The sequence below is a fragment of the Rheinheimera sp. genome, from assembly GCF_036782235.1.
Taxonomy (GTDB): Bacteria; Pseudomonadota; Gammaproteobacteria; order Enterobacterales; family Alteromonadaceae; genus Pararheinheimera.
In genome coordinates this window covers 84,728-111,107 of sequence record NZ_DAIPZL010000002.1, presented here as the reverse complement: position 1 = coordinate 111,107, position 26,380 = coordinate 84,728, and the positions used below count along the sequence as shown (strand labels likewise).

Genomic DNA, 26,380 nt, shown 5'->3' with positions numbered 1-26,380 from the left:
AAGCAGGTTTGTTTTAAGGCAATGCCTGCCATAGCTGCAACCCAATAAAAAAGCAGCCGACTGGCTGCTTTTTTATTGGGTGGGAAACGCTATCAGATAAGGCGGCTGACAGCTTTGTTATTCCCAGTTTAAAACCACTTTACCCGACTGGCCTGAACACATGATGTCAAAACCTTGCTGGAAGTCTGCCATTGGCATTTCATGGGTGATAATAGGGCTTAAATCCAGACCTGACTGGATTAAGCTGGCCATTTTGTACCAGGTTTCAAACATTTCGCGACCATAAATGCCTTTGATCACCAGGCCTTTAAAAATCACTTTGTTCCAGTCCACCGCCATATCAGAAGGTGGAATTCCCAGCATGGCAATTTTGCCACCGTGGTTCATGGTATCCAGCATTAAGCGAAACGCTGAAGGCACACCGGACATTTCCAGGCCAACGTCAAAACCTTCGGTCATGCCAAGCTCAAGCATCACGGTTTTTAAATCTTCTTTGCTGACATCCACAGCGCGGGTGGCGCCCATTTTTTTAGCCAGTGCTAACCGGAACGGGTTTACGTCTGTGATCACCACATGGCGGGCACCAACATGGCGCGCCACAGCAGCTGCCATAATGCCGATGGGGCCGGCGCCGCTTATAAGCACATCTTCACCCACTAAATCAAAAGATAAAGCTGTGTGTACTGCATTACCAAAAGGGTCAAAAATAGCGGCGATGCTGTCCGGGATATTGTCCGGAATTTTAAACACATTAAAAGCCGGGATCACCAGATATTCAGCAAAACTGCCCTGACGGTTGACGCCCACCCCAATGGTGTTACGGCATAAATGCACCCGGCCGGCACGGCAGTTACGGCAATGACCACAGACCAAATGGCCTTCCCCTGACACCCGGTCACCGACGGCAAAACCACGCACTTCAGAGCCCATGCCAACCACTTCACCGACATATTCGTGGCCCACCACCATGCCATGCGGAATGGTATTTTGCGCCCACTCATCCCACTTGTAGATATGCACGTCAGTGCCACAAATAGCGGTTTTTTTAATTTTGATCAGCACATCATTGGGGCCAACCTCCGGCATTGGCACTTCGGTTTGCCAAATACCCGGTTCTGCTTTTAACTTTGCTAATGCTTTCATGCTGTTACCTCAGGAAATCACGCCCATATCTTTACCAATACGGATAAAAGCATCGATGGCTTTATCCAGCTGCGCTTTGCTGTGTGCTGCCGAAATCTGGGTGCGAATACGCGCCTGACCTTTGGGCACCACAGGGAAAGAGAACCCCACCACATAAATGCCTTGTTCCAGCATACGGCGGGCAAACTCTGACGCCACTTTGGCATCGCCCAACATCACCGGAATAATGGCGTGGTCTTTACCGGCCAGGGTAAAGCCCGCTGCCGACATTTTTTCGCGGAAATAAGCTGCGTTATCCCACAGCTTAGCGCGCAGTTCGTCACCTTGCGCCAGCATATCCAGCACTTTAATCGAAGCAGTGACAATAGAAGGTGCCAGACTGTTGGAGAATAAATACGGCCGTGAGCGTTGACGCAGCCATTCAATCACTTCTTTTTTACCTGAGGTGTAACCACCTGAAGCGCCGCCCAAAGCTTTGCCTAAAGTACCGGTGATAATGTCAACGCGGTCTAACACGTTGCAATACTCGTGGGTGCCGCGGCCTTTTTTACCAACAAAACCAACGGCATGGCTGTCGTCCACCATCACAATAGCGTTGTATTTGTCGGCTAAATCACAAATGGATTTTAAGTCGGCAATAACACCGTCCATTGAAAATACACCGTCGGTGGCAATTAACTTATAACGGGCACCATCGGCATCGGCTTGTTTGAGCTGCGCTTCTAATTCGGCCATATCGTTATTGGCATAACGGTAGCGTTTGGCTTTACATAAACGCACACCATCAATAATAGAAGCGTGGTTCAGCGCATCAGAAATCACCGCATCTTCAGCACCTAAAATGGTTTCAAATAAACCACCGTTGGCGTCAAAGCAGCTGGAGTAAAGAATGGTATCTTCGGTGCCTAAAAATTCACTGATTTTCGCTTCGAGTTGTTTGTGAATGTCCTGGGTACCGCAGATAAAACGTACTGAAGCCACGCCAAAACCATGGCTGTCGAGACCATGCTGGGCTGCTTCAATCAGCTCTTTAGAGTTGGCTAAACCTAAGTAGTTGTTTGCACAGAAGTTTAAAACCTGCTGGCCGCCAACTGTGACGTCTGAAAATTGCTGTGAGGTAATAATACGTTCGGCTTTGTATAAACCTTCGTTTTTTACATCATCAATTTGTTGTTGGATATGGGTAAGGAAAGAGGTCGTTCGCATAAGCCCTCCTGTAGGGGGTTGAGGCTGTCAGAAAAAACGCCGCCATTGTAATAGTGAAAGCATTGTTTTGCTGCCTTTATTTCAGACAATGCTGAATTTTTGTCAAAGGTCGGAGCAGCAGGCAAAGCTGCTGCAAAGAAAAGCGGAAGTCTGGATGGAAAAACGGGAAAAACACCGAGCTTCAGGTTTGCCATTACCTGCCAAACCTGAAGTGTCCCCTATCTGGCTAACACTCTCAGGCCAGCAAAGGTTGCCCCGCCAGCTGCTGATAATGGGCCTGCAACTTATCAATCCGCGGCATGGCCTGGGCTGTGGCATAAGGTTTAAATAACAACAGAATTTTTAATACGCCCTGATAGGCCTGTTGCTGATCAATAGCTGCATGCGGCGCCTGGGTTTTTAAATAACTGATCCAGAAAGTCACCACCAGCTTGATGGTATGGGCAAAATTGGGCACATCAGCGTCATCAATGGCAATCACATCGGCATTTTTCAGCGCTGTTAATACCGAAATCACTTTATTCAGCACGCCTTTTTGCACCAGCAAATAATCCTGCTGCAGCGCATCGTCGCGGCTTAAAATGTCCGGTAAGTTGGCGTAAAAAAAGTGAAAACGCCACATCAGTTCAAACACCACATCCAGATACTGTGCCAAAGCATCTAAAGCTTCGGAAGGCCGGCTCGGCGGTTGTAATCTGCTGTCGAGCAACTTGGCATATTCTTTAAAAATATGCCGCACTATGTCTTCTTTGTTCCTGAAATGGTAATACAAATTACCCGGGCTGATGCCAAGATGAGCCGCAATATGATTGGTGGTGACCTGCCGTTCGCCCTGTTGATTAAACAGTTCAATACTGGCCTGCAGAATTTTATCTTTGGTGCGTAGCTTCTTGTCCATAACCGGCATGGGCTTATTTTTTTTGGAATTATTTTGATATAGTAACGCCAAACCGATGAAAAACTCTAGTCGCAGCCTGCTGGCAATCACAGCAAGTCACAGGCAACAGCTCCCAGCCATAGGATCGAACTCATCTGATGAAGACAAAAGCGATTTACCCGGGCACTTTTGATCCACTGACCAATGGCCATGCCGATTTAGTGATCCGCGCCTCCAGGTTGTTTGATGAAGTGATTCTGGCCGTGGCCGCCAACCCAAGCAAACAGCCAATGTTTAGTTTGGCGGAGCGGGTAGCGCTTGCCGAAGAAGCCTTTAAAGCTTATCCCAACGTCAAAGTGCTGGGTTTTTCCGGTTTATTGGCGCAGTTTGCCAAAGACCATCAGGCACAAATTTTATTAAGAGGGGTGCGGGCTGTCGCTGATTTTGAATATGAGTTTCAGCTGGCCAGCATGAACCGCCAGCTCAACCCGGATCTGGACAGTTTGTTTATGACCCCTTCAGAAAAAAATATGTTTATCTCGTCCACTCTGGTCAAAGAAGTGGCCAAACATGGCGGCGATGTGTCGCGTTTTGTGCCAGCCCATGTTGATGTCGCGTTAAAGGCCAAATTACAACCATGAAAAAACTTGTTGTTGCTTGTGCTCTGGCTTTATCCGGCACTGCCAGTGCCACACCCTGGCTGGATACGTCCGATAACAGCCTGCGCCAGAGTTTGCAAACGCTGGCCCAGGCCGGCGTACTGACAGGGCCGGTGAATACCTACCCTATTATGTGGAAAAATATCGCTATTGATTTAAATCAGCTGGATATCAATGCGTTAAGCCCGGAGCTTAGGTTCGCAGCACTGCACCTCAGTGCCGCACTTGCCAGCAATAAAGCTAAACAAAGCAGCGGACTGAAACTGAAGCTCAATTCTGCCGCGAGCCCTGCACAAAATTTTGGCGAAGATTATTTTGAAAAAGCCGCTGCCACATTTTTCAGTGAATATCAGGACGACCGCTGGGCCGGCCGGCTGCAGGTGAGCCAACGCCGTACCGAAGAGGGCAGTCAGGAACAAGATACTGTGTATGACGGCAGTTACCTGGCGGCTATTATGGGCAACTGGGTGTTGTCTTTTGATCAAAACTCGCAGTGGTGGGGCCCAGGCCAGCAAAGCAGTTTATTACTCAGTAATAACGCCCGCCCTTTGCCTTCAGTGCGGTTAAGCCGCCATAGCTGGCGTGCCGACCAGCGCCCCTGGCTGAACTGGCTTGGCCCCTGGAGTATCAGCACCTTTGTTGGCCGCGGTCAGCACAATAGCAGTATTGCCAATGTAAAATATTGGGGTGGCCGCGCCACTGTGCGTCCCATCAGCGCGCTGGAGCTTGGGGTCAGCCGCACTGTGCAATGGGGTGGCGAAGGCCAAAGCAACTCATTCAGCACTATGTGGGATCTGATTAGTTACGATCGAAGAGACGAAATTCAGGCCGATCAAAGAGCGGCTCTGGATTTGAGTTATCATTTCAATGCTTTTAGTTTGCCGCTGACCTTGTACGCTGAAATTGCTGATGATGACAACAGCTCGGGCTTGCCGGATAAAGCGCTGCAACTTTATGGAGTCCGCACTTTTTGGGGTGAAGCACAGGCGCTGCACAGCCTGAATCTGGAATACAGCGACAGTTATCTGCAATGTGAAGACAGCCTGGCGCCTGGTCACTGCGCTTATCAGGGGCATTGGTATCCTGAAGGTTACCGCCGTTATGGCCGTATTATTGGCAGTGGTTATGGCGCGGACGCCAAAGTGCTGAGCTCAGGTTATGTATATCAGTTGCCGGACGGCCAGAACTGGTCGGCACAACTGGCTTATGCCAGCTATTATCAGGGCCTTCAAAGCGACAGCAGCTGGCAGTTCAAACTGCAACATCAAAGACCTTTGTTCAGCGGTTTATTGCAGTTACAAAGCCGTTTTTTGCAAAAGTCGCCGCTGCGCCCAGAGCTGAAAAAAAGCCTGAGTGTTGCCGCCAGCTGGGAATACCGGTATTAATTAGCGCTGCTAACACCTGGCAAACCAAACAAAAAGGCGCTTAAAAGCGCCTTTTTATGTTTTAGATTTTGATAAAAATCTGCCGACGGTACAAAACATAAGATATCAGCCAGAAAAAACCAACATGCAATAACGCAAATAACAAAGACGCCGGTTTATCGGCAAAGCCGCTTTGCAGTAGCTGATACAACCACTGGTAAGCTGACATTTCCGTACTGCCGATGCTCCCAGTACCGGCTTCACTTCCAGCACCTACCACCTGCCAAACCAGCACTTTGCTGAGCAGTACTGTCCAGCACCAGGACAAAATGTAAATAAACAAGGGGTTAGAACCATAAACCCGCAGTGGTTCGCAAATTGCCCGATAACAGCGGATATCCACCAGCCAGACCATCAGCGCCAACAGCCACAACAACAATCCCGTGCTTTGCAGCACATAACTGCCAGTCCATAAGGCTTTATTCACCGGCCAGAATGACGCTGCTAACTGAGACAATACCAACATCAGTGCACCAACGGCCAGTAACCACCACATGCCGGCTTTGGGCTGGCGTTGACTGAGCTCTGCCGCCACCCAATACCCCAGCAATACATTGACCACAGCGCCTAAAGTGCTGAGCAAACCTTCAGGGTCAAAGGGCATGCCAAAACCCTGATATAACCTGTGTTCACCCAATACAGCACGGTCAATCACACCGGCAATATTGCCTGACAAGCTATAAGGCTCGCTGCCGAGCTGCAATACGCACCAATAAAACCCTAGCAGCAAAGTCGACAATAAGGGGATGCCATACTGCTGCTGAGCGCCCGTAAAAAAAGGTTTTAACGCCAGCACCAATAAAGCCGCCATACCATAACAAAGGGCGATCCGCTGCAATACCCCCATCAGCCGCATTTGACTCAAATCCGGTGTCCATAAAAAATTCAGGCCAAGGCCCAGCACAAACATCAGCAAGGTACGGCGCAGCACTTTTTGTACTGAAGCGGTGTCCCACTGCTGGTTTTTCAGCGCAAAAAACATCGCTGCGCCCACCACAAATAAAAAGCCCGGGAACACCAGATCAGCAAAAGTAAAACCATGCCATTTAGCATGTAACAACGGGCTATACACCGCCGACCAGGAGCCTGGTGTATTGACCAAAATCATCAGCGCCAGAATAAAACCGCGTAGTGCATCCAGCGCAATAAAACGTGTGGGGGCCATCAAATCTTCTCTTTTATAAACATGAGGCTAAAGCTGGTTTTAACAAAGCTGGCGTTAACAAAGCAGCGCCAGAACGGTCTGCGTTTAATACAACAACGCCAGTGGAAACACTGGCGTTCTTGTGCAGACAAAGATGTTACCACTGGCGGATTTTATGGCCCTTAAAGGCATAAAACAGAATAAAGGCATAACAGGGCAACATCACCCAATACGCCAGCTGGCTGTCGCCTGAACTATGGGCAAAATAACCATAGACCAGCGGCAACAGCGCCCCACCAGCAATGCCCATAATAAGTAAAGCAGAGGCTGTGGCGGTAAATTTACCTAAACCATCCAGCGCCAGCGGCCACACCGCTGGCCACACCAACGCATTGGCAAAACCTAACATGGCGAGATATAGCACTGTGTCAGGCACCGTTGGAATACCAGTCCAGCCAAATAACAGCTCTGCTATGGCATGACTGTCGCTGGAGCCAAACATCACACCTAAAGTGAACAACAAACCAAAAATGGCCGAACCCTGTAAAGCTCGCGCCTGTGACAGATATTTTGGAATGCAGCTGACACCGACCAGATAACCCAACACCATAAAAGCCATGGTATAAGAGGTTAAAGTACCAAAATTAGCCACCTGCAGGTTCTGGCCATATAAACCTATGGTGTCACCGGCAATCACTTCAACACCCACATAAAAGAACAAGGCGACAACGCCCAGCACCAGCTGCGGAAATTGCAACACTGAGGTTTGAGGTTGGGTTTTCACGTCACCAATCATGGCTTCTTCCAGATCAGGCTCCGGCAGCGGAGAGAATTTTACAAAAGCCATTAAGGCCACTAAAGCGGCAGTCATGTAAATATAAGGTTGCACCAGACGATTCGATAACTCAGCAATACGGCTGGCTTTTTCTTCGGCGGTGAGAGCAGCCAAAGCTTCAGGGGTAAACTGGTCCATGCCGGTTAAAATTAATGCGGTAAATACCACAGGCACCACAATGCCAGCGCCTTTATTCACCAAACCCATACAACTGATGCGCATAGCGGCACTTTCACGGGGGCCAATACAAACGATATAAGGGTTAGAGGCCGTTTGCAGAATAGTCAGGCCTGTGCCTAAGGTGAACAAAGCGATTAAAAACAAAGCGTAATAGCTGCTTTGTGCTGCCGGGATAAAAAGCACTGCGCCAAGCGCCATAATACCTAAACCAGCCACCATGCCATTTTTATAACCAATACGGTTCAGCACCATCGACATCGGAATGGCCATCACCACATAAGCGATATAAAAAGCGAAGGTCACTAACAGCGCCTGAAACTCGTTGAGATCACAGACTATTTTTAAAAAGGGGATCAAAGAGCCGTTTAGCCAGGTGACAAAGCCAAACACAAAAAATAAAGTCCCGATGATCAGCATCGGCAACACTGTGCTTCGGCCCTGCACTTTGTTTATCGCCATTTCCATATCTACCTCTGTTGTTTGTTGCGGTCAGAGATCCGGTCGCCTTTGCAGGTGCCGGACTTTTTGTTGTTAATGTTGTTTATGCTTTTGATATTTAAAAAATTTCATCCTGAAGACACCAACAGCTTATAGCTGCGCCTGGCCTGAAATCCAGCATTGCTGTACTTTACCTTGTTCATCCAGCAACACCAGATCGGCACGGTAACCCGGTGCAATACGCCCCATTTGCTGTGCTTTCCCAATACACTGCGCCGGATACAAAGACGCCATCCGCAGCGCTTCGCCCTGCGCTACCCCAAGCTCAGTGACGGCATAGTGCACAGCCGCCGCCATATCCAGCACTGAACCTGCCAGCTGGCCGGTTTTAATGGTGAGTTTATTGCCATCACGGAACACTTTGCCGTCAAAAAAGGCAAACTCAGTGTCTGTGGTGCCCACAGGCGACATCGCATCTGTGACCAGCAGTAACTTACCCCGGGGTTTAGCCGCCAGCGCCAGCTTGGCCGCCAGCGGATGTACATGATGCCCATCGAGAATAATGCCACACCAGGCGTCAACACTTGCCAATGCAGCACCGACCATACCGGGTTCACGGGAGGTGAGCGGTGACATGGCGTTATATAAATGGGTAAAACCACAGGCACCGGCCGCTAAAGCCGCATTGACAGTGGCCGCGTCGGCATTGGAATGCCCCAAAAACACCAGTACATCAAGCTCTACCAACTGGCGGATTTGTGCGGTGCTGATATTTTCCGGCGCAACAGTCACCAGCTTGACGCCAAGGTCAGTTCGCCGATAAATCGCAAGTTCTGCTTCAGACAAAGGCCGGATATGCTGCTGTGGATGTACGCCTTTTTTTGGCAGCGACAAATGTGGCCCTTCAAAATGTACCCCCAACACACCTGGCTCTTTGGCGGCAATGGCAGCGGCTATTACATCAGCGGCCTGTTGCATCACAGCAACTGAGTCGGTGATAACAGTTGGCAATAAAGCTGTGCTGCCAAAACCGGCATGGGCGCGCACCATGGTGCGAAGTGTTGTTAAAGTAGGGGCAGTGTTAAATAAAGCACCACCGCCGCCGTTTACCTGTATATCAATAAAACCGGGCGCTAAGGTCAGCGGTAATACGGCGGCTGCATCAGCAGCAACAATCTGGCTGATAGTGCCTTGTTCAAAACTGACCTGCACATTGTGCCACCAGTGTTCACCGTCAAACAGCTTTGCTACCGCCAGATGTTGTATTGTCACTTGTTACCTACCTGCTGCTGAGCCAGAGCAGTCAGATGATGACTGCCATATATCTCTGTTTTTAAACTTCGCAAATTGCTGTTTTAAAAAAATCACACTGTTTTGGTGACTTTATTCAGGCCTGGAGGTGCATCAGGATTCACCCCACGGCTACGCGCCACTGCTTCCACATCCAGATAAAAACGTTGTAATACCAGAAGCGGCAATACTCTGGGATGTGAAGTTAAAGCACCGTGATTTAACTGCACCACAGCAGCACCACGGCTTTGCACTTCCGACACCTGGGTTTGATGGGCTGCCAGCGCTTCGTCAGCAACAGACACATCAATAATGGCAAACTGGTCTTTGACTAAAGTCACAGGCCCATGCAAAAACTCGGCACTGGAAAAAGCTTCAGCATGAATGCCACACACTTCCTTCAGTTTTAACGCTATTTCACGGGCTATGGCATAACCCGGGCCACGGCCCAGCACCACACCATGTTTTACAGTCGCCACAGACTCCGGCGTTAACTGCGCCGGTAATTGTTGGGCTTGTTCCAATAAGGCCGGTAAAGATTCCACCGCCGCCAGTAACTGCGGCTGCGCCGACCACTGCGCCACCAGCTGTAATAAAGCGCTTAAGGTAGCCAGATAACTTTTTGTTGCTGCGACCGCTTTTTCCGGCCCTACAAACAGTGGCACCACAGCATCGGCTTGGTCGGCCAGTGGTGAGCTGGTGTCGTTGACCAAAGCCACCACATAAGCGCCGGCCGCTTTGGCCATGGCAAGCTGTGCCAGAATATCCGGGCTTCGGCCCGACTGCGAAATCACCAGCACCAGGGCGTCCTGTAATTGCAGCTGTTTGTGATACACACTGGCAATAGAAGGTGCAGCAGCGACTACTGGTAAACCCAGTTCAATTTCAATCAGATACTTGGCAAAAACCCCGGCGTGATCGGACGAACCGCGGCCCACCATATAAACATATTTTGGCGCGCGCTTGCCAATTTGCTGCACTATAGCGGCAATGGTGCTGCTGTTGGCGGCCAGCTGTTCACGGATACGTTGTGGGGCTTCGGCGGCTTCCTGCGCCATAATGGTACTGTTCATCTGCTACTCACTTCTGTTTCAGGATTCTGTTTAGGATGCTGGTTTAGGGCTCTGTTTTAGGACTCTTGTTTAGCGCTGTGCCGCCACAGCGGCAGTCAATAAAGCTTGTTGCTGTCTGGCAAACCAGACGGCGCCATATTCAGGCGCAGCCAGCGCTGGTGTCAGTGCCTGCTGCACTTTGTTGTCAAGATAGGGCACCAGCTTATAAGCCAGGCCGCCTATCATCGAAAAACGTGGGGGTGACAGCTCAAATAACTTCAGCGCAATTTGATTAATAAAAGCAGCGCCCTGCGCCACTATGCCAAGGGCCGTGGCATCTCCCTGCTCTGCCGCGCTAAACACCAAGGGGGCATACTTAGCGTACACAGTGGGGGTGGCGTGCATAAAGTGACTGACGATGTCCAGGGTGCTGGTCACGCCCAGCTCCTGACACAACAGGCTGGACAATAAAGTGGAGGGTTCCAGCCCATCCTGCTGCAACAACACATGATGCACCAGCTGCATGCCAAACCAGGCACCACTGCCGTTGTCGCCATAAGGAAAACCATGACCACCAATATCCAGCAAGCGGCCTTTCACATCGGCCAGGCCACAAGAGCCGGTGCCGGCAATAATCACAGCACCATCACCGCCGTTATGGGCGCCGATACAGGCAATATGTAAATCCGTGGTCAGATAAAAAGCCGCAAATGGATGTTTCCACTCGGAAAATAACCGGAAATATTGCGGCATATTGACACCGGCCAAACCAGCACCTGCAATCAGATGCGACATATCGTTAAAGGTCATGCCGGCAGCGGTCAGCGCTTGTTGGGTGGCCGTTAAAATAGAATCAGTGGCGATTTTCATCCCCCGCAGCGGATTGGCCGGCCCGCCCAGGCCTTCGCCCAGCAGCTGATTATCAGCATTGACGATCACCACCCGGCACTTGCTGCCGCCACCATCAATGCCAAGATACAATGGCCCCTGCTGCCCTGAACTTATTGTCATCCGCCCAACCTCGTTACGTCATGCAGGGTTGCCCCTGTGCTGCCGGTGTTTTTGCTTGCATTTTAATGTTGAAAAAATGTACATTAAGCAAATTGACAGCGTTGTCATTTTTCAGCTTCAGCATATAATAATTTTGACAAATAACAAGACCCTTGTTTAAAAATCAAACTGAAATTTGTCACAAAACAACGGGCACGAACAAATAACTAACTAAATTCAGTAGCTTAGAATTACAAATTGGCGCATTGTTGTGATCTAGCCAGCGCGAACATAAAGAAAATCACAGCCGGCACTACAGACCGGCCATTGTCACAGGGGAAGTCCAATGAATATCAAGCTGAGACGTCTGGCAACTTTGCTGCTGTTATCGGCCTGCCCACCACTGGCGGCGGCAAACTTTCAGCACCAAACAGAGCTACACAGCTTTGCCAACCAAAGCCGGCTTGAATTTGCCGTGGTCAGCAACTTTGTCAGCAACACCGGCACCACAGGCAGGCTCAAACTCAGCAATTTATCGCAACTGCCCCTTGGCGCCGGCCCCGGCAACTGGCAAATTTACCTGCACTCAATCCGCAAACTAAGCGCTGCCGAACAATTTGGTTTGCAGCTCGAACATGTGCAAGGGGATTTACACCGCCTGAGCGCCACCCACAATTTTGCCGGCCTACAGCCGGGTAAAACCGTGCAAATTCAATACAGTGGCAATGCGCATATGGTGAGTTATACCGACTTTATGCCCAGGGCATTTATTGTTGCCTCATCGCTCAAACCGGAAATTTTTGCCAATACCAATACCGAAGAGCTAAGCCGTTTTGTTGCACCTTTACAAAGGCCGGAACAGTTGTTGCGTTACCAGCAGCCTGAGCCGGATCTGCACCCTATTGCCAATGCAACCAGCCGTTATCAGCAAAACCTGGTGGTAAACGCCGGTTCTGTTGACACTCAGGCGCTGCAGGACAAAATTCTGCCAAGCCCGCGTCAGGTGAGTTATCAGCGTGGTCGCACTGAACTCAATAGCCAGTGGCAAATTGTGTATCAGGGCCGGCTGGCCGGCGAAGCCGGTTATTTACAACAACAGCTTTCAGACAAAGGCCTGGCGCTGACCAGCCAGGCTGGGGTAAACGAACAACTGCAACAAAAAATCGTGTTGTTGGTGGACGCCAAAGTGGCAAGCGCTGAGGGTTATCAGCTGCAGATCAGCGACAACAGCATCCTCATTCGCGGCCACGACAATGCCGGTACTTTTTATGGCGTTCAGTCGTTACTCAGCTTGTTGCCGGCCAGCATCAACGGACAAAAATACCAACTGCCGCAGCTCACGGCCAGCGACAGCCCGCGCTTTGCCTGGCGTGGCATGCACTACGACATGGCGCGTAATTTCCACGGCAAGGCGGTGACATTAAGGCTGATTGAACAAATGGCACGGTATAAGCTGAATAAACTGCATCTTCATCTGACCGAAGATGAAGGCTGGCGGCTGGAAATTCCGGGTCTGCCGGAACTCACCGACATTGGCGCGCACCGCTGTTTTGATTTAACCGAACAACGTTGTTTATTAACCCAGCTGGGCACAGGGCCACACCGCTCTGGCTCCGGCAACGGTTATTACAGCAAACAGGACTTTATTGAAATTCTGAAGTTTGCTGCAGCACGCCATATTGAAGTGATCCCGGAAATTGATATGCCAGGCCATGCCAGAGCTGCGGTCAAAGCCATGGAAGCGCGTTATCATCGCCTGAAAAAACAAGGAGATGAAGCGGCAGCACGGCAATATCTGCTGTCGGATCTGGCCGACAAATCCAGTTATCTGACAGTACAAAACTACAACGACAACTCAGTGAATGTCTGTCTCGACTCCAGTTATGCTTTTATTGATAAAGTGGTGTACGAGCTGTCGCAAATGTACCGTGAAGCAGGTTTGACTTTGTCGACTTATCATATGGGCGGTGACGAAGTGGGCGCTGGTAGCTGGCAAGGTTCACCGGCCTGTCAGGCGCTGATTGCCAAAGCTGTGCCAGGTGTCGCTGGTGTTGCCGATTTAAAACCTTATTTTGTTGGCCGGGTTGCCGCTATTTTGCAGCAGCGGCAGCTGGCTTTAGCCGGCTGGGAAGATGGTCTGATGTACGACCCGATCAACCCTTTTAACCGCGCTTTATTTGCCAATAAAACAGTGATTGCCAACGTTTGGGACAATATCTGGGAATGGGGTGTCGGTGACAGAGCTTATCGTCTGGCCAATGCCGGATATCAGGTGGTGTTATCACACGGCACCCATCTGTATTTTGACCATCCGCATGAAGCCCACCCAGAGGAGCGGGGTTATTATTGGGCCACCCGCTACACAGATGCCGCCCGGGTTTTTGCTTATGCGCCTGATGATTTATACGCCAATGCCGACCGCACCCGCGCCGGCCAGCCTATTGAGGATCTGGAAACTTTGCTCGGCCGTGCTTTACCGACATTACAAAAACCGGAAAATATTATGGGTATGCAAGGTCAGCTTTGGTCGGAAACAGTGCGCACCAGCGAGCAGCTGGAGCAGATGATTTACCCCAGATTATTGCCACTGGCCGAACGCGCCTGGCACCAGGCCAGCTGGGAAGGCAAAAAAGCCGAGCAAAAACGCCGCGACAGCGACTGGCAACAATTTGCAACTGTGATGGCGATGCGCGAGCTGCCCAAACTGGATAAAGCAGGTGTGGCTTATTATCTGCCACCACCTGGCGCGAAGCTCGACGGCGATCTGCTGCTGGCCAATGTGGCTTATCCCGGCCTTGCCATTGAATACAGTCTGGATCAGGGCCAAAGCTGGCTGCCCTACCCGGCCAATAGCGAAGGGGTAAGGGTTACCACTCAGGGTTTAACAACTCAGAGCCTAACAAAGGGCAAAGTACAACTGCGCACTAAATCTGCCAGCGGCAAAGTCAGCAGAGTTACTGAAACTGAATAAGTGCGGCCGTGAGCAGAACGGCAACAGATCAAACCAATGGCAGCAGCAAAAGCGGGCTTTGCTGCTGGCATTTTTTCTACTCTGTTGTTGCTAAAAACTTGCTTCGGATCTCTTGCTGCCTGAGGCTTTTTGTACCATCGGATTGCACTGGCCTTTCAGCTGCTTAAGTGGCGGTTGTTAATACGGGCTATTGTGTAAAATCTGTTCCATCACCCGAGTAGCCCGCATGGCCGTTTCACCGCTGGACGGATGCGGTTCACCCAGACTGAGCTGACGCGCCATATTGGCCACATGATACAGCTGAATATGGGCCGGATTGTCGATAAATGTTTCAGTGCGCCCTGCGGCAGTGCTCAGTACCAGCGGCGCTTCGGCAAACACCGAAAACTCAATACGGCCCTGGCTCCCGATAATCTCCACTTTGTCTGTACGTTCAAAAGCGGCAAAATTCCAATAACCAGAACCTGTAGCGGCCACACCTGTTGCTTTGGCAAAACGCCAGCAAGCGGTCACTGCATCTTCGGCCTGATACAAGCCTTGCTGATTCAGACTGATGCCTTTCACATCAATCAGATCGCCCAGCAAAAACGCAAATAAATCCAGACCATGACTGGCTAAGTCAACAAAATAGCCTCCACCAGCTTTAGCAGGATCTGTCCGCCAGTTGGCTTGTCCTGCCACATCTGCCGCATTGGGCGGCCGGCTGAAACTCCAGTGTAAATGCCGCACTTCACCAATAGCGCCCTGCTGCAACCAGGCTTTGACCTGCAAAAACCGTGGTAAAGAGCGGCGGTAATAAGCGACAAACAAAGGTTTACCTGCCTTGGCAAAAGCAGCATTCATTTGTGCACATTCTGCGCTATTGAGCGCCATCGGCTTTTCCACACAACAAATTTTGCTGGCAGCGGCCACTTTGAGCGCATAAAACAAATGACTGTCGGGGGGCGTGGCAATATAAACAGCGTCCACGTCGGGGTGGTTGATCAATAAGTCGGCATCGCTAAACCAAAGCGGTACCTGATGGCGGCGGGCATAATCTTCGGCTTTGGCTGCATCACGGCGCATCACGGCCTGCAGCACAAAACCCGCTGTTTGTTGGTAAGCTGGGCCACTTTTAACTTCAGTCACAGCACCACAACCAATAATGCCCCAGCGCAGTGGCCGGTCTGCACTGGCCGTCAGCTGCGGTTCTTTGTTGCAGCTGGTTATCTGATTTGTCATCGTCATTGAGTACTCAGGGGCAATAGGCCCGGTTCAGTTTGTAACGGGCAATCGCTGGCCTGCAATTCACTGTCGCTAAAACCACGTTTTTGACTGAATTTCAGCGTGACACCCAGCTGCTGCTGCCATTTTTTTGCAATAGCAGCTGGTTTTTTGCTCTGACTCCAGCGCCGATAATCTTGTTGCAGCCGCTGGTACAGCTTTGCATCTGAGCCTGGCGATAACGCCAGGTAATTTTCGGCACATTGCATACGCAGCGCTATTTTTAGTGTGGCATCCTCACCCGTCTGTTTCAGGTGCATCTGCGCTTCCAGATCGGTGGACACCCAAAGATGAGCCCTGTTACGCAACAACATCAGCACGCCCTGGTGATAATCGCCTACTTCGAGGATTTCTATACCCTGCTGCCTTAACTGCTCGCTAAACCAGCCGCCTCTTAAACCAACAATCACCAGCTTTTTTTGCCGTATCTCAGCCAGATTAGTTAAATGGGCAAATTCGTCCTGCAAGGTATAAAACGCCAGCTGCCGGGTTGAAACCGGGCCAATATATTGAAAACCCTGCGCCAGCCGCTGTTTGGTTTTTCCCATGGTAAACAGCAGCACATTGGGGGTGGTTCTGGCAATTTCAAAAGCGCGCGGCCAGGGCATCACTTCAATATCCGGCTGTTTTGGTGCCAGCAAATCTTTCACCACATCCACAGTTAAACCAATAAACTGCTGCTCTGTGGTGTAGTTGTAAGGCATTTTTTCACTGCTGATCAGCCTCAGTTCAGTGGCCGCAACACAGGCGGAACAACATAACAACATTATCAGAAAAAAAGACTGCATCAGTTACCCGGATCCTTTACCAGCAATACAACACCAGCCCTGATGAGCGCAAATAAAGCCGCTCCGGCCGTAGCTGTACCCTTTTAAAATACAAGCTATCACTTGTTGTCAGTATATGCAGTGACAAGCCTTGGCACCAGTCAGTTATCACTCTGAAGCCTGGATCCGCCCTTACCCCTTGTACAACAGCAGCAAAACTGCGGGCTACACCAATAAAAAAAACAGGACGCTGATCACAGCATCCTGTAAAAGACCCTTGGATAAGGATTTGGCAAATAACAGATCACATCCATGTGCGCTGGTGGATAATTATTACCAACTACCAATAATAATCATCTGCAACAGGGAGAACGGCAACAGGCCCCAGCACGCCAGTTCCCGCGAGCAAACAAGATGCACTGTCAGATAACAGATTGCATCCTGCAACAACACCCTCGATATTGATGCTAACAACAAATGACAACGTTGTCATTATGTTTTTTGTAGTTTTTTTACGCAATTTTGCTGCTGGCAAGCCGAAGCTCAGGCATAACAGCCGACAGCTGTTCTGCTGCCACTGTTGTTCCGAAAGAAACTGTTGTATTAAAACTGTTTTGCGCTTGAAACAGACCTATTCTGGCCGTTGGGGGGTTTGGTCAGAGGCGGCCTGTTTGGTCAACTCCTGCAACAACCAGGTTAAAATCGCCTGCTGATCCTTGCTGTTCAATTCACGCTGAATGGCCGGTGTTTGGGGTGGAATATGCGAAAAATTGTCGGCATCTTCATGAAAAACAAAATAATTAAACAGCGCCTGCCACTGCTTACGCTCTGTGCTGCTGCAGTCATTCAGTGCCAGCAGCGCATGTAATAAAGCGTTGTAAGGTGACACTGCTTTGGCAGCTGAACCAACAGAGCCCCCCCACCAATAATTCACCAGCAGATTAAAGCTGGTCCTTGCCTGAACATGGTGCCACCACAGCGCCGGCAAAAACAGCACATCCCCCGGCTCCAGCGTGGCTTGCTGCGCCGCTTCCAGTGCTTTGGCATAACGCGGAAAACGCGCAAAGTCAGGGTTGAGCATATCCACCAGACTGACCGGCGCCCCTGTTGGTGCACTTTGCAAAGGCCCAATATACAGATTCACCGCCTGCTCGGGCGGAAACAGCGTAAAAGTACGACTGCCTGACAGCACACAAGCCAGATTGTCGCTGTGATCAAAATGCGCCGGCACCACAGTCTGATTGCCAATCCAGACCCGTCCTACCACATCGGGCGACAGGCCTGGCATTGGGTTCTGCCGGCTGAAGTCCGGTAAACAACTGTCGAGCCTGGCACTTTGTAAGGCAATACGCACCGCATCTGGCTGCTGCATCTGCCGCAGCAGTTGTTTAAGTACTGCCCACACCGGATAACGGCGCCGTTCAAAATTAAACTGCTGCAAATTGGTATCGGCATACCCCACTTTGCCCTGGGTGTCCGCCGCCAGCAGCAGGGTGTCCATTTCGGTGTTGTTGTCCAAAGGACGCAGATATTGCGCCAGTGCAGCCGGGCCTTGTTTTGCTGCCTGCAGCGCAGGCAAATGGTCAACCCAGCCGGTTAATACCGCAGGCTGCCCCAGTGCTGTCAGTCTGGCAAAGTCAAAATCCGCCGCCTGGGTGTTTATTCTGGCAATTTGCTGCATAACTTGATCCTGTACTGAGCCGGTGCTGAGGATGGTCAGTGACCAACTCAGGCTTTATAAAAGTGGTCAAAAGCCAATAAAAAAGAGCTTATACCGAAGCATAAGCTCTTTTAAATAAAGCGGTTAGCTTAGATGGCTTAGAATGCCATCCGCACACCTAACACATAACGACGGCCGTTCTGATACAGCGAGAACAGACGGTTTTTATCAGTGTTAAACTCAACTACTTCTTCGTTGGTCAGGTTCACTGCTTCTGCCGTTAAGGTTACAGCTTCAGTCAGGTTATAACCAAAACTGGCGTCCAGCTGGCCGTAGTCGTCGTTCCAAATCTCAGAACCACTCCAGTGCAGGCCTTTGTACCAGTCGGTGCGGAAGTTATACATCAGACGGGCACTGTAAGTGTCATCTTCATAATAACCGCTGAGGTTCACCATATGTTTGGACGTGCCTTCCACCAGACCAGAACCTGGTTTTAAGATATCTCTGGTTTCATCCCGATCAGCTTCGGTGTAGGTGTAGTTGGCCATCACACCAAACTGACCAAAACTTTGCTGATAACTCAGCTCCATACCGCTGGTCGTGCCGCCAGGGCCGTTGTCAGGACGGGTGAAAGTGACATCCACCATCGTATTGCCCTGCTCCCAGAAACGCTCGTCAACAAAGGTGCTGAAACCACGGTAACTCTTCACATCTTTAAAGAAGTAAGTGGCTGCCAGAATGGATGACGGGTTAAAGTACCACTCGTAGCTCAGGTCAAACTGATCCACCAGCTGCGGTTTTAACATTGGGTTGTTGGCCACACCTGTTGGGTTGGACACATTCAGTGAACCATAGCTTGATGATGAAGAAACATCATTCCAGTTCTGACGCGCCATCACCCGCGCAGCACCCACCCGCATAATAGTGTCTTCAGACAAATCAAAGGCCACGTTGATGCTTGGCAGCACTTCGCTGTAGTCGTTATCCACTTCTTTCCAGTTCAGCAGTGTTGGTTTTAACCAGGCGCGGTCCAGGGTATGGAAACCCCAGTAGTCGGTGCCGCTGTGTTCCCAGCCGCCTGAAGTCTGAGCTGTGTCTACATAACGCACACCGATGTTGCCGCGGAAACCTTCACCGGAAAAATCGCCCTGTACATAAAGTGCGGTGATATCTTCTTCCACTGCCCAGTTTTCATCCAGTACCCGTGAACGGGCATAATCTGCCGGCACACCGTTCAGGCCCACAAAGGCAATTTCTTCCATTCTATGGCGGTCATGCAGCACCTGATTGGCCAGAGAACCATTGACCAGACCATCGACATTGACAGTACCTGTGGTCAGGCCACATTTGGTTAAATCAGAACACTGATCAAAGATGTATTGCAGATAAACAGGCCACGACGGCGCTTTAGACGGATCTTTTAACGTATTAGGACCATGCCAGCTGTAGGCAATACGGTCCTGGGTGCGCTCGGCCTGACGCAGCTTCACGCCGGTTTTCACGCTGTTAAACACACCGGCATCCACCGGAATGTCAAAATCAAGCTGAGCATAAGTTTCTTCGTCTGTGGTTGGTTTTTCACCACCCCAGATCCAGCCCGGGCTGAATTTACTGCCATCAGCACCGCTGACCGCGGTATTGACTGTTGGCTTACCACCCCTTAAATCAAAGTCGTAGCCTGAAGCAGTGTTGATATATTCCCAGGACGTTTCGCGTAAAGTGCCGCCTTCAGCGTCGGTGCGGCCAAGCTGACCGTGCACTTTAAAGTTGCCGGCATCATAGTTGATGTCCAGATCGACAGATTGGGTTTCAGTTGACGCCACCCGGTTGATAAAGTTGTAACCAATCTGGCCTGCCGCCACTTTGCCAGCCAGCAGCGCATTGTCGACAACCGCTTTGTTAGTCACTTTATTGGCAACCACGTCGTTACCTGTCCACACCAGATAGTTGGCGTTGTGGTTGTCGGCATCTACTTTGGATTTCAGCACGTTTAACGTCATTTCCAGCGCATCTGTTGGCCGCGCCTGGAAAGAGACAAAACCGGTTTCACGTTCACGTTTTTGCACAAAACGTGGTACGCCCATCAAACCAGGGTAAGACACACCATCGGCGCCCACCGGCCATGACAGAACTTCAAAACCTTCACGCACCAGGTTGCGGTCCTGTTTCAGCGCAGAAACCAGCACACCATAACGCTCGTCGTCGGTTTTCCAGGAATACATAGCACCTAATTGCGGGTCAGTTTTGTCTGATAAATCAGAGTATTGACCTTCAATCGACAGGTTCAGGCTGTTGGCATCCATATCGAGCGGACGGCGGGTTTTCAGAATAACGGTACCACCGATAGAACCTTCATCAATGCGGGCTTCCGGTGATTTGTACACTTCCAGGTCGCGTACCAGCGCCGATGGCAGCATGGTGTAGTTAAAACTGCGGCCCGGATTGTCCAGGATAAACCAGTCAGCAGTGGCAACGGTCTGACCGTTTAATAAAGTACGGTTGGTTGCAGAGCTGGCACCGCGGACAGTAATTTTTTCACCTTCACCAAACTCACGGCTCACACCCACACCAGTGATACGTGACAGCGATTCAGCGACGTTTTTATCAGGGAATTTGCCAATATCTTCTGCCGTTACCACATCAACGATAGAGTCACTAAAACGTTTGGCATTTAAGTTTGCTTGCTGTGAAGCGCGGATACCACGAATTTCAATCACTTCGACTTGTTGTTCTTTGGCACCGGCTGGTTTTGCGGCGGCTTGCTGAGCCAGGGCTGGCATTGATAATGCCGCAGCTCCCACCACTAAACCGAGCTTAACTGCCAATGCACATTTATTCATTTTAGTGTGCGACATGAGCTTCTCCCATTCCTGTTTTTTTTTGATCTTGTGCGATGATTTTTTTGTCCTGCAATGACAGCGTTGTCATTAAAATTCAACATACACAAAAAATTTTTGATTTGCAAACCCCTTTCGCTGAAATTTTAGCCGCATTTTTGCAAGCACTGAGCAGGCCGGAAAATAATTTTGCCAGCAGTTCACCGCAGTGCCGCACAGGATAAAAGCAACAACTAGAGCTAAGTTATTGTAAGATTAGCAATTAGTAACCTGGCTTCATTGGGACTGCGCTGGGTTGGTTATTTTTTGATAAATAAACAATTGCCGTTTAGACAAAAACGATGTATCCATTTACTCAAATTCAGTTACAAATTGACCACCGCTGTCATTTATAACCAAATTTATGGCCCCTGGCTCTGATAACAACTTTCTATTCAGCCAATGATGCGGGACCAGACCACACATTCAGCTTAGGGTAAAGCGATGAAAGTAACTATTAATGACGTTGCCAAGCTGGCCGGCGTTTCGATTAAAACTGTATCCAGAGTGATGAATAACGAGCCTTCAGTCAAAAAGGCCACCCAGGAGAAAGTATCAGCGGCTATTGCCGAGCTGAATTATCAGCCCAATGCGGCCGCCCGTAATCTGGCCGGCACCCGCTCTTATAGCATCGGTTATATCTACGACAACCCAAACGCTTATTATGTCATTGATATGCAAAGAGGTTTATTAGAGGCCTGCCGTAAACACGGTTATGAACTGCTGATCCACCCCACCAATGCCAAGTCGGCCAATATAGTGCAGGAAGTGATTGATCTAGTGCAGCACGCCAGGCTGGCTGGTTTAGTGTTAACCCCCCCTTTTTCAGAAATGCCGGAAATTGCTGAAGCGCTGGAGCGGATTGGTGTTGATTTTGTGCGGATTATTTCAGGCTCTACCCCTTCGCCTAAACTGACCAACTGTGTGTTAGTCGACGACTTTACCGCCGCCTTTAAAATTACCAACCATTTGCTGGAATTGGGTCATACCGAGATTGCGTTTTTATGTGGTGACGAAGAACACAGCTCCAGTGGTGAACGTCTGGCCGGTTTTAAAGCCGCTTTAACCAAAAGGGGCATCAGCCCCAATCCGAAATATATAGTGCCAGGTAGTTATTCTTTTGAATCCGGCGTCAAGGGCGCCAAATATCTGCTGGAACTGCCGCATAAACCTACCGCTATTTTTGCCTGTAACGACGAAATTGCCGCCGGTGCTTTATTCAGTGCCCGGTTGTCACAGGTGGAAATTCCACAGCAACTGTCGATTGTTGGTTTTGAAAACAGCCCTTTTTCGCGCCAGACCTGGCCACCACTGACCACAGCACATCAGCCCAACAGTACCATCGCCATGCAGGCGGCCGAGTTATTGTTCCGCCGAAGTCGCCCGGGCCAGCAACAGGGCATTTCTGCCGAACAACCTGTGTTTATTCCTGAGCTGCTGGTGCGCGAGTCTACTGCTGCCTGTCCGGCCTGAGTCAGCATATTGGCAGATTTGTACCTTGCAAGCTGCGGTATGCCACAGATAAAAAAAGCCCTGATGTTACATCAGGGCTTTTTGTTTTGCGAACCAAAGACCCGGCACTACTAAGGCGAAACTGCCTGCATCATCATGGCCGCGATATAAGCACCATAAGTGCCCAGCGCATAACCTAATACCGCCAGCAACACACCAACAGGCGCGAGCGATGGGTGAAAGGCTGACGCCACCACAGGAGCCGAAGCTGCACCACCAATATTGGCCTGGCTGCCCACCGCCATAAAAAATACCGGCGCTTTAATGAGTCGTGCAACAAGCAATAACAAACCTGCGTGGATGCTGATCCAGACAATACCAACCAGGAACATCACCGGATAATCCATCACAGCGGTCACATCCATATGCATACCAATGGTGGCCACCAGAATATAAATAAACACCGAACCCACTTTAGAAGCGCCCACTGCTTCCATCTCGCGCACTCTGGTCAGCGACAACAATAAACCAATGGTGGTAGCGATAACCACTAACCAGAAAAAGCTGCTGGTTAAGCTGTACATGGCAAGCTCTGGCGCATTTTCACCAATCCAGGGGGCGATCCAGTTGGCTAACAAATGAGACAGACCGGCAGCGCCAAAACCTATGGCCACCAGGCGCATTAAATCGCTGGTGGTTGGGTTCTTGGAGTTTTCCGCCTGATACTTTTCAATTTTCTGTTTTAAATGTTCAATAGCCGTGGTGTCGGCACCATTGGCCTTATCCAGCCGGGCTGCATTGGCCGCCATCCATAACAACACCGCAGTCCAGATATTGGCCACCAGCACGTCAACCGTGATCATTACTGAAAAAATATCACCACCGACACCAAACACTTCTTTCATCGCAGCCTGGTTGGCGCTGCCACCAATCCAGCTGCCTGCAACAGTCGACATACCCCGCCAGGCGGCATTGGCCCCCTCACCCCCCAGTTGTTCCGGAAAAAACTGTCCAACAGTAAAGAGTGCAATAGGAGCGCCAATCACCACACCTGCTGTGCCTGTTAAAAACAGAATCAACGCCTTAGGGCCAAGACCAAGAATGGCTTTAAAATCAATACTTAAAGTTAACAGCACTAAACAAACCGGCAATAAATAGCGTGACGCCATTTTATATAACTCAGACTTTTCGCCATCAATAATGCCAAAGCTGTTAAATAACGCCGGAATGAAATAACACAACAGAATAGAAGGCACATAACGGTAAAACTTCTGCCAGCCCGGATGGCTGCTGTGGCTGGTGTGAAACACAAAACCGAGGATCAGGGCCAATAACCCCAGCACCACGGCATCGTTGGTAATTAAAGCGGTAGATTCTGACATCAGAATATCCCCAGGAACTGATTGGTTGATGCAGATTTCAGGCAAGCACAACAGGAAAACTTAAGAACCAACCTCAAAATAATCATGAAGTGTCGGTAACAGCAGTTTATTCGCGGCCGGATTGCCAGAGAAACCCAAGAACTATTTTTCTCGTTTGTCCGCAATCTAGCATAGATATTGGCGTCGGCAAAGCTGGCCTGTAGTTTTGGCAGGTCAGAGCCCATTTTTTGCCGATAAGCACCAAAACAAACAACGAACTTTGACAAAAACTGCCACATAGTGCAGTGAATTTATAACAGCTGCTGAAAAATAGCGCAGTCAGAGCATGCGACCACAGCATCTTGTGGCTGTGATCGCTGTGATAAAAAGAACGATCAGAACTGGTAACTGACACCTAACCTGTAGTTGGCTGGCGCACCATAATAAGCCTGTGCCCAGTACAGACTGTTCAGGTATTTTTCGTCGGTCAGGTTGTCGGCATTCAGCTGAATTTGCCACTGGCTGTTGATGTCATAACTGGCCATCAACCCAAGCAGGCCATAAGCGTCCTGCCGGGTGACAATGTCCTGGCCGGCATTGGCATAAATAGCCGCAACTTTACCCTGCACCCTGGAAATATCGTCCTGCCAGCGGTAGTTCAGACCCAGCCTCAAGCCTGGTAGTTGTGCTAGCTGATACAAAGCCGACAGTTTGAAAGTGCGTTTAGGGGTATAAGCTTCCACCAGTTTGTCACCATCAATATTCAGCTGCACCAGCGACGCCGACAGCTGCAATTGTTCGGTCACTGCACCGGCCAGCTCCAGCTCAACCCCTTTGCTATTGATTTCTTCGGCAGTTTTATATGCTTTAAACAAACCTGCGACTGGGTCGACAATATCTTTGTCAAACACCGCCATGTTTTGCTGTTTAATGTCAAAAACCGCCAGCGATAACAACGCTTTATCGGCAAACAAATCTGCTTTGACACCAAACTCCAGCGTTTTACCCTGCACCGGCTCCAGCAACTGCCGGTTGGCATCACGTTCATTTTGCGGCAGGAAAATCGCGGTATGGCTGCTATAAAGGCTGATCTGAGGTGTTAACTGGTACACAGCACCGACATAAGGCACGGCTTTGTTCTGTTCTGTTGCCTGATCAACACCATAAGACAGGCCTGTCACTTCGGCATCGATCCAACGGGTACCTGTGATCAGCTTTAAACTGTCGGCTAAGTCCCAGCGTACCACGCTATACAAAGACTGCTGTCTGGCATCAACGTCACTGCCACTTTGACCATCTTTAAACACAGGTTTGGCCGTTTTGCCATTCCAGGCAGCCGGGGCTGGCATGGCCGGGAAACCCGCGCCAGTGCTGAAGTCATATAAGGAAATATCAGTGTAATGACGATCGCTGATATTCAGCCCCGCCACCAGTTCATGCTGCCGGCCGGCCAGGGCAAATTTACCTTTGAGGTACAAATCCCCCAGCTGGGTTTGTTCTTCTTTGCCATAAAAACTGCCATACCCTGTCATCCCCAGGCCTGTGACAGGGTCTACCCCGTTGGCAGCACTGACATAGACATAAAACAAATCTCCCTGCTGTTCGATTTGCATCAGCTGATAACTGGCGGTTAAAGCCCAGTTGTTATTGAGTTTGTGCTGCAGTTCGACAAAAGAGCGGTGATCTTTCACCTGCCAATAAGACCAGTCGGCCGAAGTGCTGGCAGAACGGCTGTATTCAATAGCAGCACCATTGCCATAATACAGATTTAATGCGCCCCACATGCCGCCTTTGCCTTCACTGTGCTGGCCGCTGTGGCCAAACACCAGGCTGGTGCTGTCGCTAAGCTCGGCATCCACCACCAGATAACCCAAGGTTTTGTCGTGAGAATAACGGTCCAGATAAGAGTTTTTATCCTGTTTTACTGCAACTGCGCGCGCTGCTAAACCTTCACCCAGTTCCCCCTGCACATCAGCGTCCAGACGCTGGTCTTGCCAGGAGCCATAACTGAATTGTGTCTGGGCAGCAAAGTCGCGTCCCGGTCTTTTGCGCACCATATTGACAGTGGCCGACGGATTGCCCACCCCTGACATTAAGCCATTAGCGCCACGCACCACTTCGACTTGCTGGTAAATGGCGGTGTCTAAATCACCTTCAATACCACCACCGGTAAAAGGCAAACCTAAACCGTCCACCTGAAAATTAGTGATATCAAAACCACGGGCTTTGTAATAAGTACGGTCGGTTTCTATCCGCTCAACATTAACACCAGTGGCCTGATCCAGAGCCAGATTGATATTGGACAAGGCAAAGTCGTTCAGCTGCTCAGTGCTGATAATACTGATGGCCTGGGGTGTTTCTTTCAGCGTTAAATCCAGTTTGGTGGCACTGCTGTTTTCATCCACCAGATAACCCTGACTCAGCCTGCTACCTGTAACTTCAATCCGCTCAACAGCGCTGCTGTCCACTGCGGTGTCAGCTGCGGCCAGGCTGCTGAATAATAAAGGTGACAATAAAAACAACGACGGAACTTGGTTTAGTCTGGGCATTTTTTAACTCTTGGCATGTTACAAATAAGAATTATTATCACATGCGTTTTTAGCAAAAATGAACCTGTTTTTTTCTTCAACAACATAAGTAGCTGATAATTAAAACAATATAATTACCTATCAAAGGTATATAAATACTAATTACTCTCATATGCGTTTGAGTTTTATTTTATTTTGCATTAAAGTGCCGCCCATAGCCCTGGCAGAAGCGGCACTGTTGCCAGGTTTTAGCTATACCCGCAA

Annotated in this window: 18 protein-coding genes; 4 read left to right on the top strand and 14 right to left on the bottom strand. The window is 50.0% G+C overall.

The genetic code is table 11. The annotated features are described in order from the left end of the window. Nucleotides 1–117 precede the first annotated feature (117 nt). The 3 genes from tdh to V7P87_RS02705 all read right to left on the bottom strand — a co-directional run bounded on the left by tdh (nt 118) and on the right by V7P87_RS02705 (nt 3,247). Nucleotides 118–1,143 carry an L-threonine 3-dehydrogenase gene (tdh, locus tag V7P87_RS02715; protein WP_333796058.1) on the bottom strand — a complete coding sequence of 342 codons (1,026 nt, stop codon included), beginning with the start codon at nt 1,141–1,143 and terminating at the stop codon, nt 118–120. A 9-nt stretch (nt 1,144–1,152) separates the two neighbouring features. Further along, on the bottom strand, nt 1,153–2,349 hold the full coding sequence (locus tag V7P87_RS02710; RefSeq protein ID WP_296294699.1) for a glycine C-acetyltransferase: 1,197 nt from the start codon (nt 2,347–2,349) through the stop codon (nt 1,153–1,155). A gap of 235 nt (nt 2,350–2,584) precedes the next feature. Beyond that, a complete protein-coding gene (locus tag V7P87_RS02705) occupies nt 2,585–3,247 on the bottom strand; it encodes a TetR/AcrR family transcriptional regulator (RefSeq protein ID WP_296294704.1) in 663 nt (220 codons plus the stop codon). Between the two features lie 137 nt (nt 3,248–3,384). On the opposite strand from V7P87_RS02705, the gene coaD reads away from it, so the two are divergent. Both coaD and V7P87_RS02695 read left to right on the top strand, forming a co-directional pair. Then, a complete protein-coding gene (gene coaD, locus V7P87_RS02700) occupies nt 3,385–3,867 on the top strand; it encodes a pantetheine-phosphate adenylyltransferase (RefSeq protein ID WP_442967918.1) in 483 nt (160 codons plus the stop codon). Continuing rightward, nucleotides 3,864–5,270: a capsule assembly Wzi family protein gene (locus V7P87_RS02695; RefSeq protein ID WP_333796057.1), complete on the top strand. Its 1,407-nt coding sequence runs from the start codon at nt 3,864–3,866 to the stop codon at nt 5,268–5,270. The genes coaD and V7P87_RS02695 overlap by 4 nt, the downstream gene beginning before the upstream one ends. 61 nt (nt 5,271–5,331) lie before the next feature. Here V7P87_RS02695 and V7P87_RS02690 read toward each other — a convergent pair whose 3' ends face one another. From V7P87_RS02690 to nagK, 5 genes are all read right to left on the bottom strand, one after another. Continuing rightward, nucleotides 5,332–6,474, bottom strand: coding sequence for an acyltransferase family protein (locus V7P87_RS02690; protein ID WP_333796056.1), 1,143 nt, complete (start codon nt 6,472–6,474; stop codon nt 5,332–5,334). 136 nt (nt 6,475–6,610) lie between these two features. Further along, nucleotides 6,611–7,933, bottom strand: coding sequence for a sugar MFS transporter (locus tag V7P87_RS02685; RefSeq protein ID WP_333796055.1), 1,323 nt, complete (start codon nt 7,931–7,933; stop codon nt 6,611–6,613). Between the two features lie 123 nt (nt 7,934–8,056). Continuing rightward, nucleotides 8,057–9,178 carry an N-acetylglucosamine-6-phosphate deacetylase gene (nagA, locus tag V7P87_RS02680; RefSeq protein ID WP_333796054.1) on the bottom strand — a complete coding sequence of 374 codons (1,122 nt, stop codon included), beginning with the start codon at nt 9,176–9,178 and terminating at the stop codon, nt 8,057–8,059. A 92-nt stretch (nt 9,179–9,270) separates the two neighbouring features. Continuing rightward, nucleotides 9,271–10,269, bottom strand: coding sequence for a glucosamine-6-phosphate deaminase NagB-II (gene nagB-II / locus V7P87_RS02675; protein ID WP_333796053.1), 999 nt, complete (start codon nt 10,267–10,269; stop codon nt 9,271–9,273). A 69-nt stretch (nt 10,270–10,338) separates the two neighbouring features. Then, nucleotides 10,339–11,259: an N-acetylglucosamine kinase gene (gene nagK / locus V7P87_RS02670; RefSeq protein WP_333796052.1), complete on the bottom strand. Its 921-nt coding sequence runs from the start codon at nt 11,257–11,259 to the stop codon at nt 10,339–10,341. Nucleotides 11,260–11,584: 325 nt separating this feature from the next. On the opposite strand from nagK, the gene V7P87_RS02665 reads away from it, so the two are divergent. Further along, nucleotides 11,585–14,209, top strand: a complete 2,625-nt coding sequence (locus V7P87_RS02665; protein ID WP_333796051.1) for a family 20 glycosylhydrolase — start codon at nt 11,585–11,587, stop codon at nt 14,207–14,209. Between the two features lie 177 nt (nt 14,210–14,386). Here the strand turns inward: V7P87_RS02665 and V7P87_RS02660 are convergent, their stop codons facing one another. The 4 genes from V7P87_RS02660 to V7P87_RS02645 all read right to left on the bottom strand — a co-directional run bounded on the left by V7P87_RS02660 (nt 14,387) and on the right by V7P87_RS02645 (nt 20,754). Then, nucleotides 14,387–15,436 (bottom strand): Gfo/Idh/MocA family protein, encoded by a 1,050-nt coding sequence (locus V7P87_RS02660; protein ID WP_333796050.1) that lies wholly within the window; start codon nt 15,434–15,436, stop codon nt 14,387–14,389. Beyond that, nucleotides 15,433–16,260: a substrate-binding periplasmic protein gene (locus V7P87_RS02655; RefSeq protein WP_333796049.1), complete on the bottom strand. Its 828-nt coding sequence runs from the start codon at nt 16,258–16,260 to the stop codon at nt 15,433–15,435. The genes V7P87_RS02660 and V7P87_RS02655 overlap by 4 nt, the downstream gene beginning before the upstream one ends. 610 nt (nt 16,261–16,870) lie before the next feature. Beyond that, nucleotides 16,871–17,920 carry a cupin-like domain-containing protein gene (locus V7P87_RS02650; protein WP_333796048.1) on the bottom strand — a complete coding sequence of 350 codons (1,050 nt, stop codon included), beginning with the start codon at nt 17,918–17,920 and terminating at the stop codon, nt 16,871–16,873. A 137-nt stretch (nt 17,921–18,057) separates the two neighbouring features. Beyond that, the gene (locus V7P87_RS02645; RefSeq protein ID WP_333796047.1) at nt 18,058–20,754 is read right to left on the bottom strand and encodes a TonB-dependent receptor; all 2,697 of its coding nucleotides are present in this window, start codon (nt 20,752–20,754) and stop codon (nt 18,058–18,060) included. A gap of 465 nt (nt 20,755–21,219) precedes the next feature. Here V7P87_RS02645 and V7P87_RS02640 point away from each other — a divergent pair, with 465 nt between their 5' ends. Then, a complete protein-coding gene (locus V7P87_RS02640; RefSeq protein WP_333796046.1) occupies nt 21,220–22,248 on the top strand; it encodes a LacI family DNA-binding transcriptional regulator in 1,029 nt (342 codons plus the stop codon). Nucleotides 22,249–22,358: 110 nt separating this feature from the next. Here V7P87_RS02640 and V7P87_RS02635 read toward each other — a convergent pair whose 3' ends face one another. Both V7P87_RS02635 and V7P87_RS02630 read right to left on the bottom strand, forming a co-directional pair. Further along, nucleotides 22,359–23,609, bottom strand: a complete 1,251-nt coding sequence (locus V7P87_RS02635; protein ID WP_333796045.1) for a DUF819 family protein — start codon at nt 23,607–23,609, stop codon at nt 22,359–22,361. A gap of 374 nt (nt 23,610–23,983) precedes the next feature. Next, nucleotides 23,984–26,137, bottom strand: coding sequence for a TonB-dependent siderophore receptor (locus V7P87_RS02630; RefSeq protein WP_333796044.1), 2,154 nt, complete (start codon nt 26,135–26,137; stop codon nt 23,984–23,986). Nucleotides 26,138–26,380: the final 243 nt, after the last annotated feature.